The sequence below is a fragment of the Mycoplasma sp. AC157 genome (genome assembly GCF_054343415.1).
On sequence record NZ_JBTGVE010000005.1, the window covers coordinates 43,750 to 55,367 of the forward strand.

The following is an 11,618-nucleotide window of genomic DNA, read 5'->3' on the forward strand; positions in this document are numbered from 1 at the left end:
GGGAAATATGGATAAAAATTTTAATCATAAAGATATAGAAAAAAACAGAAACCAGAAATGAATTAATAAAAAATATTTTTCATATCACGATTCGAGTAAAAGACCATTTACAATCATTGTGCCACCTCCTAATGTTACAGGAAAATTGCACTTAGGACATGCGTGAGATGAATATATTCAAGACACTATTATTAGATATAAAAAATTAAAAGGGTATGATGTTTTATTTTTACCTGCAGTTGACCATGCGGGTATAGCAACTCAAACAAAAGTTGAAGAATTATTGAGAAAAGAAAATAAAACTCGTCATGACTTAGGAAGAGAAAAATTTTTAGAAGAAGTTTGAAAATGAAAAGATGAATATTACAATAAAATTAAAGAACAGTGAAATTCTTTAGGTTTAGCACTCGATTACACAAATGAAAGATTTACACTAGATAAAGATGCTAATGAAGCAGTTTTAAAGATATTTGTTGATTTTTATAATAAAGGATGAATTTATAAAGATAAAAAAGCAATTAATTGAGATCCTAAACAAAAAACAGCTTTATCAAATATTGAAATAATTAATAAACCAACTAATCAAAAAATGTATTATATTAAATACTTTATTGAAAACAGCGATGAATTCTTAACAGTTGCTACAACAAGAATTGAAACAATTCCTTCTGATGTGGCACTTGGTGTTAATCCAGAAGATAAAAGATATAAATCACTTGTGGGTAAAAATGTTATTCATCCTTTTACTAAAAAAATAATTCCAATAATTGAAGATGATTATATAGATAAAAAATTTGCTTCAGGTGTTATGAAAGTATCTGCACATGCTATGGCAGATATTGATATTATAAAAAAACACAATTTAGAAATTAATGAATCAATCAATCCTGATGGAAAAATGAATAGTTTAGCTTTAGAGTTTGAAGGATTAGACCGTTTTCAAGCAAGAGAACAAATTTATCAAAAACTATTAAAAGAAAATTATATTGTTAAAACAGAAGAAATAATATCTAATGTAGGGTATTCAGAAAGAAGTGGTGAAGTTTCTGAAATAATTATGTCAGAACAATGATTTGTAAAAATGGAAGACTTACAAAAAATGCTGTTAAATCATTTAAAAAGCAAAAATGCTGTTAAATTTTATCCAAAACGTTTTCAAACAGTTATTAAAAAATGAATGGAAAACGTATATGATTGAACCATCTCACGTCAATTATGATGAGGACATAGAATACCAGCATGATATAAAAATGAAGAAATGAAAGTGCAAATTGAGTCTCCTGGTGAAGGATGAATTCAAGATCCAGATGTTTTAGATACTTGATTTTCATCAGGGCTTGCACCATTTGTTTTTTTAGGTTGACCACAGTCAAACGAAAAAATAAAAAGATATTTCCCTACTTCATTACTTGTAACAGGTTGAGATATAATTTTCTTTTGAGTTGCAAGAATGTATTTCTTTAGTTTAAGCGTTATGGATGAAAAACCATTTGATGAAGTATTGTTGCACGGATTGATAAGAGATGAAAAAGGGATAAAAATGTCTAAATCACTTGGTAATGGTATAGATCCGATGGAAGTTATTGATCAATACGGTGCAGATGTTTTAAGAGAATCTTTAATATTTAATTCAACACCAGGGCAGGATATTAAATTTTCTAAAGACAAAATATATGCTGCTTGAATTTTTAATAACAAACTATGAAATATAGTTAAATACTTTTATGAATTAGAAGAATGCAGCACTTGTCAAGAAATTACAGACAAAGACAAATGAATATCTAATAAATTGAGTGATTTAAATAAAAAAATAGATAAATTTATGAAAAAATATGACTTTACATTAGTTTATAAAGCAATACATAAATTTATTTTTGAAGATCTTTCGTCTTGATATATTGAATTATCTAAAACCAAACCAAGTAAAACATTTGGATTAGAAATAATTAAAAAATTATTAATTATTATTCATCCATTCTGTCCTTTTTTAACAGATTATTTATTTGAAAAATTATTTAATCAAGAACTTTTAGAACACGAAAATACAGATATTACAACTTATAGAAATGTTAACTATATAGATAAAGTTATTGAAATAGTTAAAAATTTAAGACAATATAGAGAAAAACATAGCATTTCTAAAAAAGAAGTTCTAAAATATTGAATCGCAGATAAAAAACTTGATGTAACATCAATATTAATGATAAATAATATGTGTAATGCTGAATTATTTGAAAACAAACATTCAGTTTTAAAAACAGAAAATTTTGAAATTTATATTCAGCTATCTGCAGAACATGAAAAAAAAGAAGCAGAAAGAATAAAAGAAGAAATAAAAATAATTGAATTTGAAATAAAAAGAGCAGAAAATATGCTATCAAATTCTAACTTTTTAGCAAAAGCACCAAAAGAAAAAATTGAAAATGAAGAAAAAAAGTTAAAATTATATAAAGAAAAGTTAAAATTATATATAGAAAAAAATAAATAAAACATATTTAAGGAGAAAAAATGATAAAGTACGTTGTAAACCATAATGGAGATTGAGCTGTAAAAAACGCAAATGCAGAAAGAGCTACAAAAATTTTTAAAACTCAAAAAGAAGCTATTGAATATGCAAAACAATTAAAAGAAACAACAGCTGTTATGATCCAAGGAAAAGATGGAAAATTTAGAAAAGGGTAAGATTACCTTTTTTTATTTTCAAAAATTAAAATGACAAAAATTTTAGATGGTAAAAAAGCTTCAGAATTTTTTTTTCAAAAACAGCTTAATTTTTTTAATCTTTTACCAAGAAAAGCAATATTTAAAATTGTTCAAGTAGGTAATTTAGAAGCATCAAATCGTTATATAAAAAATAAATTAAAAAGAGCTAAAGAATTAGGTGTTAATGGTATATTAATTAAATTAGATAAAAACATCAGTGAAGAATCTTTGTTATCTATAGTTAGACAAGAATCAATAGATTGCGATGGAATAATAGTTCAATTACCTTTACCTAAACACATAAACTCACAAAAAGTTTTAGATTCTATTCCTGTTTTTAAAGATATCGATGGACTTTCAAGTAAAAATCAAAATCAATTTTATAATAATGAATTTTCATTTGCTCCAGCGACAGCAAAAGGAATTATGATGCTATTAGATTTTTACAATATTCAAGTTCAAAACAAAAAATGCTATGTTATTGGTGAATCTAATTTAGTAGGAAAACCAACAAAAAAATTACTTGTTGATGCAGGAGCTTTTACTCATAGTTTCAACAAAGAAACAGGAATTAAAGGTTCTGAAGAAGCTGATATTTTAGTTGTAGCAGCAGGAGAATCGCACTTAATTAAAAAGGATAATATAAAAGAAAAAGCGATAATTATCGATGTTGGAATAAACACTTTATCTAATAATAAAATTACTGGTGATGTTAATTTTCTGGATGTTTTAGATAAAGTAGAAGCTATTTCTCCAGTTCCAGGCGGGGTTGGTCCTATGACTATAACAGCATTATTTGAAAATTTAATGTTAACTATAAAAGAAAATTTAAAAAGTAATTAATAAATAAAATATAAGTCAAAAATGATTAATATTTTTAATTAAAATAAGTTTCAAACTATCGCAACAACAATATTTTTTTGAATTTAAATGTTAAAAATTCAAAAAATTAATAAAAAAATGAATTTTTATACTTTAAATTGAAATAAAATCAATAAAAAGAATATAATTATAATATTAGTTTAAATTCTAATTAATTTTAAAAAAATAAGGAGTAAAAATGCAATTTAAATTTGTTAAACCTGGCAAAGTTATGTTTTCTAAAGACGAAATCATTCGTTTTTTAGATATAGATGGAAACTTAACTAAAGAAGGTAAAAACAACGAACCAAAATTAAGCAAAGAAGAATTATTAAAAGCTTATAAATTTATGGTTCTTTCAAGAAGACAAGATGAATATATGTCACAGTTACAAAGACAAGGAAGAATGTTAACTTTTGCACCTAATTTTGGTGAAGAAGCACTACAAGTAGCTTCAGCTATGGCTTTAAAAGAAGATGACTGATTTGTTCCTGCATTTAGATCAAATGCAACTATGTTATATATGGGAATGCCTATAAAAAATCAAATGTTATATTGAAATGGAAACGAAAGAGGAAGCGTTACACCTGAAGGAATAAATTTACTTCCAATTAATATTCCTATAGCAACACAGTGTTCACATGCTGCTGGTATTGCTTATGCATCAAAATTAACTGGAAAAAATGTAGTTTCAATGTCATTTATTGGTAATGGTGGAACTGCTGAAGGTGAATTTTATGAAGCAATTAATACATCAGCAATTTGAAAATGACCATCAGTTTTCTGTGTAAACAATAACCAATGATCAATTTCAACACCAGAACATTTAGAAACTGGTTCAGAAACTATTGCAGCTAAAGCAGCAGCTGCTGGAATCCCAGGAGTTAGAGTTGATGGAAATGACTTATTAGCTTCCTATGTTGTAGCAAAAGAAGCTGTGGAGTTTGCAAGATCTGGAAATGGACCTGTTGTTGTTGAGTTTATAACTTGAAGACAAGGACCTCATACAACAAGTGACAATCCAAGAATTTATAGAACTATAGAACAAGAACAAGAAAATGAAAAATGAGAACCAATGCACCGTATTGAGACTTATTTAGAAAGTAAAAAATATTTAACAAAAGAAGAAAAAGATAAAATTTGAGAAGAATCTTTAAATCAAGTTAAGGAAGCTTATCAACAATCACTAGAAGAATTAGATGTTGACTTAAATGAAGTATTTGATCATACTTATGCAACATTAACACCTGAGTTAGCAGAACAAAAAGCAGAAGCAATTGATTACTATTCAAAGGAGAATAAATAATGGATAAAAAAATTGAATTAAATAATATAGGCGCTGTAACTCACGCAATCGATTTAATGATGGAAAAAGATCCACATATTGTTCTTTGAGGTCAAGATGCAGGATATGAAGGTGGAGTTTTTAGAGCAACAGAAGGATTGCAAAAAAAATATGGTGTTGAAAGAGTTTGAGATACACCTATTGCAGAAGCTTCAATGATGGGGATTGGAATAGGAGCAGCTCTTTTTGGACTAAAACCAATTGTTGAAATGCAATTTCAAGGATTTTCTTACCCAGCATTTCAACAACTTATGACTCACGCAGCAAGATATAGAAATAGATCAAGAGGAAGATTTAGTGTTCCTTTAGTATTAAGAATGCCAATGGCTGGTGGAGTTAGAGCTTTAGAACACCATTCAGAAGCTATTGAAGCAATGTTTGCTCATGTTCCAGGTTTAAAAGTGGTTATGCCTTCAACACCTTACGATACAAAAGGATTAATGATTGCAGCGTTAAACGATCCAGATCCAGTGGTTTTTTTAGAACCTAAAAAAATTTATCGTTCATTTAAACAAGAAATACCAGCTGAAATTTATGAAGTTCCAATTGGAAAAGCAAATGTTTTAATTGAAGGAAATGATTTAACACTTGTTACTTATGGAGCACAAGTTCATGATTCAATAGAAGCTATTAAAAAATTAATAGAAGAGAAATCAAATATTAGTGTTGAATTAATAGATTTAAGAACTATTAAACCAATTGATACTAAAACAATTGTTAATTCTGTAAAGAAAACAGGAAGATTATTAGTGGTTCATGAAGCTGTTAAATCATTCTCTGTTTCTGCAGAAATTATTACAAGAGTTAATGAAAAAGCGTTTGAATATATTAAAGCACCTTTAACAAGATTAACAGGTTATGATATTACAGTTCCTTTAGCAAGAGGAGAAAAATATCATGCTATTGATAGCGATAAAATAGTTGCTAAAATAAAAGAAGTAGTAGGATTTAAGTTCTAAAAGAAAGGAAAATATGAATAAAATTATTTCAACCCCTTTAGCAAGGGCAATTGCTGCCAAAATGGGAATTGATATTAATCAAGTTAAAGGTACAGGTCCATTTGGAAGAATTTTAAAAGAAGATGTTTTATCTTTTAAAGTTGCACCAAAAACAGAAGTAACACCTGCAGTTAAACCAGAAGTTTCTTCAACTAATTATTTAGATGGAAAAAGAGAAAAAATTACTCCAATTAGAAAAGCAATTGCAAAAGCAATGATTAATTCTAGAGATTCAGTTGCTTACTTTAGTTTAGTTAATGAAATTGATATGACTAAACTTTGAGATTTAAGAAAATCTATTGTAGAAGATGTGCAAAAAACAACAGGTGTAAAATTAACATTTTTACCTTATATTGCAAAAGCAATTTTAGTTGCTTTAAGAGAATTCCCAATTCTTGCAGCTAAATATGATGAAGCAAATTCAGAAATTGTCTTTCCTACAACTTTAAATTTAGGAATTGCTGTTGATACAGAAGCTGGATTAATGGTTCCTGTTGTTAAAGATTCTCAAAATTTAACCATTGTTGAATTAGCTAAAGAAATTTCAAGATTAGCTTTAGCAGCAAGAGATAGAAAAATAAAACCAAATGAAATGTCAGGCGGATCGTTTACAATAACAAATTATGGTTCAGTAGGTGCTTTATTTGGAACACCAGTTATTAATTATCCAGAATTAGCAATTGCTGGAGTTGGTTCAATTGTAGATCGTGCAGTTGTTAAAAATGGAACAATTGTTCCAGGAAAAATTATGAATTTAACTGTATCAGCAGATCACAGATGAATTGATGGAGCAACAGTTGGTAGATTTGCTTCAAGAGTAAAAGAATTATTAGAAAAACCAGAAATTTTAGGAGTTTTATAAGATGCATAAATTTAAATTTGCTGATATAGGTGAAGGACTACATGAAGGTGTAGTTGCTGAAATTTATAAAAAAGAAGGAGATATGGTTAATGAAGGAGATTCTTTATTTTCTGTTGAAACAGATAAAGTAACTTCCGATATTCCTTCTCCTGCTACAGGAAAAATTGTTAAAGTTTTAATGGCAGTAGGAGATACAATCCACGTTGGACAAGAAATTTATCACATTGATGATGGAAAAGGTGATGTAGTTTCCCAAGAACCTAAAAAAGAAGAGTCTAAAAAAGAAGAATCTACTGGAGGAGGTGCTTCTGTTGTAGGAGAAGTGAAAGTTTCAAATCAATTATTTGATTTATCCTCATTAAAAAAACCTTCTACAACTGCTACAACTAAAGTTGAATCACCATCAGAAAGAAAAGAAGCATCTTCAAATAAAGAACAAGGCAAAGCATACACAGGAAAAATTGAAGAAGAATTCGATGTTATTGTTATTGGATCAGGTCCTGGTGGATACTTAGCAGCTGAAGAAGCTGGTGGAGCTGGACTAAAAACATTAATTATTGAAAGAGAATTCTGAGGTGGAGTTTGTTTAAATGTTGGATGTATCCCAACAAAAGCACTTTTAAAAACAACAGAAGTTCTTCACTCAGTTAAACATGCTACAGAATACGGAATTACAGGAAATATAAACGTAAAAATTGACTGAACTAAAATGCATGCAAGAAAATCTGAAGTTGTTAAACAATTAACTTCAGGTGTGCAAGCATTAATGAGAATGAATAAAGTAAAAACTATTTTTGGAACCGCAAAATTTGTAGGTGCTCACGAAGTGGAAGTTGATTCTAAAGTTTATAAAGCTAAAAATATTATTATTGCTACCGGTTCAAGTGATAGAAAAATTCCTTTACCTGGATTTGAACAAGGTTATGCTGAAGGAAAATTAATCACTTCTAAAGAAGCTATTAATTTAGAAAAACAACCAAAATCATTAACAATTATTGGTGGTGGGGTTATTGGAGTTGAATTTGCTCAAGTATTTGCTTCAGCAGGAACAAAAGTAACAATCATCCAAAACTTACCAACAGTGCTTGGAATGCTAGATAAAGATATTATTAAACAAGTTTCAAATGACTTAGTAGAAATGGGTGTTGAAGTTATAGCAAATGCCAACACAACTAAATATGAAAAAGGTAAAATTTTCTATGAAGTTAATGGAAAAGAAGAATCAATTAAATCTGATTTAGTTTTAGTTTCAGTAGGTAGAGTTCCTGAATCTCTTGGATTAGAAGAAGTAGGTATTAAACTTGGAGACAGAAAACAATTAGTAGTTGATGAATACTGTCAAACAAATGTTGAAGGAGTATATGGAATAGGAGATGTTGTAGGACAAGCTATGTTAGCTCACGTTGCTTATCGTCATGCAGTTGTTGCTGTTTCAAATATTCTTAAAAAACAAGTAAAATATTCTGCAAAAACAGTTCCAGCATGTATTTATACACACCCTGAAATTGCTGTTGTTGGTTTAACAGAAGATCAAGCTAAAGAACAAGGTAAAGACTTTATTGTTGCAAAACACCAATTTACTTTCATCGGAAAAGCATTAGCAGCTCATGAATCAAAAGGATTTGCTAAATTTATTATTGATAAAGAACATGGAGAAATTATTGGTTGTCACATCATTGGTGCTGCAGCTACAGATTTAATTTCTGAAGTAGTTCTTGCAATGGATTTAGAATCAACAATTTATGACATCGCTTCAACAATTCACCCACACCCAACATTTAGTGAAGTGTTATGAGAAGCAGCAAGAAACGCAGTTCACCAATTAAACAAACTTAAAAAATAAGTTTTAAAATATAAATAAATAAATAAACACCACTTTAAAATTTAGTGGTGTTTTATTAATTTTATTGAATTTTTACCAAACAGAAATAATTTTCATTTTAATAATATATTAATATAATAGTTAAATTTGATAAATTTGAGCAAATTTTTAATATTATATTAAATTTTATAAATAAATTAATGAGTATTAATAAATTTTTATGAATTTTTGCTATAATTTAATTGTAAAAAACATAAAGGAGATTATATGAAAAAAAGTATCAAAAAGAAATTTTTAATGACATTATCTTTACCAATTATTACATTTAGCACCATTTTTCCTACAATAAGTTTTAAGGAAAAAAGCGACAATAACAGTCAAAAATATATTGAATTTACATATAATTCATCAGAAAACGAGAAAGACAAATCATCAAATAACACCGAGTTTTGAAAAAATAAAAATTTAAAATATATTTCAAAATTTGCAGAAAAAAATAAACTATTAAAATTTGAATTTAGTTTAATTGAACCAAAAATTTGAGTTTATGGTTCAGAAAAATTATTAATAGAATTTATTGATAAAGAGTTAAAAAACAATTTAAAAATAAATAAATTTTCTTTAAAAAATATTGTTGATAATTTTAACACTATTAAGAATTATATTCCAGATTATTATAAAAGCGAATACAAGCAAGAACAAAAGGATTCTAAATATAACAATATTTCCTTTGAAAAATTGTTTAAATTAATAGAAATATATTATGAAAGACAAAAAGAAAATAATTCTAACCTTTATATAAAAAACGAAAATAATATTGGAATAATGGAGACCAGAACAAAAGATGATCAAAACAATTTAAATATAAATAATAGCAATTTTAAAAATAGATTAATTGTTGCTAAAGATTTTGATAAATTAGATTCTAATGTTTCAAATCACGGTACAAACGTAACTTCAATCGCCACAGGAAATGAAGGAATAGATAGATTTTCTTCAATAAATTACGCTAATTTTTCTTCTTGAAATGAATGGAGAAAAAAAATAGAGTGATTAATTTTAGAAAGAAAAGTGAAAGTGATAAATCATAGTTATGGAACTAACGGAGATAACGATGAAAATGAAGAAGCAGAAGAATTTTTAAACACAATCGCTAGAAAATATGGAATTATAAATGTTTTTAGTTCAGGAAATAATGATGACGAAAGAGAAACTGGAAATGAATTTATAAATTCATACAAAAAAGCATATAATAATATTGTAGTAGGTTCATCTTATTATGATTTTGATAATAATATTATGTTAAAGTCTGATTTCTCAAATTATTTATTGCATGAAAAAGATAAAGAATTACCTCACCCACTTCTTGTTGTTCCTGGGGAAACTTTATTTCTCAATGATAAACCAGAAAAAACATTAATTGGTACAAGTTATTCTGCACCGATTGTTACTGGAGTTATTTCTCTATTAATGAGAACAAAAGATTTAGATTTTGGAATTTTAAATCCTTTAATTTATAAATCAATTCTGACTACATCTGCTGATACTGAAGATTATAATGGAGCCATTGTAAAAAATACAAATGGTTTGGATAAAAAAATAGGTGCTGGCTTAATTAAATACTCAAAAATTTTAGAGGCTAAAAATAATTTAAAAACAGTTTCCATTCCTTTTGAAGATAAAGAAAAAAAATATGTATTAACTTCTGAAAATATTCATTTAAATAAAGGTGAAACATTACAAGCATCTATTGCTTGAAGTTATAATGCAGGTTTACTAAAAGAAGAGGAAAAAATCCCAGAAGTAGGATGATGAGAATTTTGAAATTATTGAAAAAAAGATGATTGGAATAAAAAACATATTTCATCAAAACAATTAAAAAAAGAAGAAACAATAAAAAGACAAAATAATTTAAAATTTTCTAATTATAATTTAATTTTAGAAAAAAAATTAAAAAATAATACATGAGATAAGGTTGTTGAAATTAATTCAAAAGATTCTAATGTTGAATTTATTAGATACAAAGTAAATGAAACTGGTGATTATAGATTAAGAGTTTTAAATAAAGAATCAGCTTTATTTAAAAATTCAGTAGATGATTTATTAGCGTTATCTTATGTTAAAAAATAAATTATTTTTTTCATTTATTTTGCCCATTTCTGTATTAACAACTTTTGTTTCTTGTAACATAAATGCACACTCAATTGATGAAAGTGAGCAATATAATATATATAAAAAGGAATTTAATAAATATCAAGAAAGTAAAATTATAAAAAATAATAAAAATTTTACTTTCTTAACTAATAGCGAAAACACCAAAAATGAATTGCGAGAATTTTATATTATTCAAAATGAAGAAGATATTAAGCAAATAAAAGATATTTTTGCATCTTATATTGAAAAGTATAAAGAAGAAAAAAATGAAGCGAGATTTAAAAACGAAAATCTATATAATTCAATCAATTATCAAAATTTATTAATTTATTTAAACAAATTAGACTTAAATAACAATATATATATTTTCAATAATTTTGCTAAAAGTAGAGATTTATTTGCCACTTTTCAAAATTTGTATAAAAGTTCAGATTCAGATTTTAATAAGATAAATAATTTTGAAATTGAGATTCCTTATTATTCAATAGTACAAAAAAATAAAAATGAATTAATTTTTAATTCCGCAGATTTAGAACATTATTCATATTTAAAGAGCAAAAATAAAGAAGAACCTATTTTTAAAACTACTGAGTATTTTTGACCAACTTTTAGTTATACTGCTTTTAAAATTTCTAAATCATTATTCTCAAATGATGAATTAAATAATTTACAAATAAAAAGCAAATTCTTAAATTACAAAGAATTTAGAGAATTTATAAAAAAATAGCTTTAAAGAATAAAGAAACACCACTTCAAAATTTAGTGGTGTTTTATTAAAACAATGTAAATTATTAATCAAAATGTCCCTTTTTTAGTGATATAAAGTGGGACAATTTATTGGGACACATTTTACCAGTGATATCACTGGTAAAA

Annotated in this window: 9 protein-coding genes; all 9 read left to right on the plus strand. The window is 26.5% G+C overall.

Annotated elements, in window-relative coordinates:
- Positions 1-7 precede the first annotated feature (7 nt).
- On the plus strand, positions 8-2,488 hold the full coding sequence (locus ACXX84_RS01485) for a valine--tRNA ligase (protein WP_458561001.1): 2,481 nt from the start codon (positions 8-10) through the stop codon (positions 2,486-2,488).
- A gap of 20 nt (positions 2,489-2,508) precedes the next feature.
- Positions 2,509-2,682 (plus strand): DUF2188 domain-containing protein, encoded by a 174-nt coding sequence (locus tag ACXX84_RS01490; RefSeq protein WP_436358645.1) that lies wholly within the window; start codon positions 2,509-2,511, stop codon positions 2,680-2,682.
- Positions 2,683-2,712: 30 nt separating this feature from the next.
- The gene (locus ACXX84_RS01495; RefSeq protein WP_458572767.1) at positions 2,713-3,546 is read left to right on the plus strand and encodes a bifunctional 5,10-methylenetetrahydrofolate dehydrogenase/5,10-methenyltetrahydrofolate cyclohydrolase; all 834 of its coding nucleotides are present in this window, start codon (positions 2,713-2,715) and stop codon (positions 3,544-3,546) included.
- A 217-nt stretch (positions 3,547-3,763) separates the two neighbouring features.
- Complete coding sequence (pdhA, locus tag ACXX84_RS01500) at positions 3,764-4,870, plus strand: pyruvate dehydrogenase (acetyl-transferring) E1 component subunit alpha (RefSeq protein ID WP_458560999.1); 1,107 nt, start codon at positions 3,764-3,766, stop codon at positions 4,868-4,870.
- A complete protein-coding gene (locus tag ACXX84_RS01505) occupies positions 4,870-5,868 on the plus strand; it encodes an alpha-ketoacid dehydrogenase subunit beta (RefSeq protein ID WP_458572768.1) in 999 nt (332 codons plus the stop codon). The genes pdhA and ACXX84_RS01505 overlap by 1 nt, the downstream gene beginning before the upstream one ends.
- A gap of 13 nt (positions 5,869-5,881) precedes the next feature.
- Positions 5,882-6,769: a 2-oxo acid dehydrogenase subunit E2 gene (locus tag ACXX84_RS01510; protein ID WP_458560363.1), complete on the plus strand. Its 888-nt coding sequence runs from the start codon at positions 5,882-5,884 to the stop codon at positions 6,767-6,769.
- Position 6,770: 1 nt separating this feature from the next.
- Complete coding sequence (lpdA, locus tag ACXX84_RS01515) at positions 6,771-8,612, plus strand: dihydrolipoyl dehydrogenase (RefSeq protein WP_436358640.1); 1,842 nt, start codon at positions 6,771-6,773, stop codon at positions 8,610-8,612.
- 246 nt (positions 8,613-8,858) lie between these two features.
- Positions 8,859-10,721: a S8 family serine peptidase gene (locus ACXX84_RS01520; protein WP_458572769.1), complete on the plus strand. Its 1,863-nt coding sequence runs from the start codon at positions 8,859-8,861 to the stop codon at positions 10,719-10,721.
- Entirely contained in the window at positions 10,708-11,472 is a 765-nt protein-coding gene (locus tag ACXX84_RS01525; protein ID WP_458557717.1) for a hypothetical protein, read from the plus strand. The genes ACXX84_RS01520 and ACXX84_RS01525 overlap by 14 nt, the downstream gene beginning before the upstream one ends.
- The last annotated feature ends 146 nt before the right edge of the window (positions 11,473-11,618 follow it).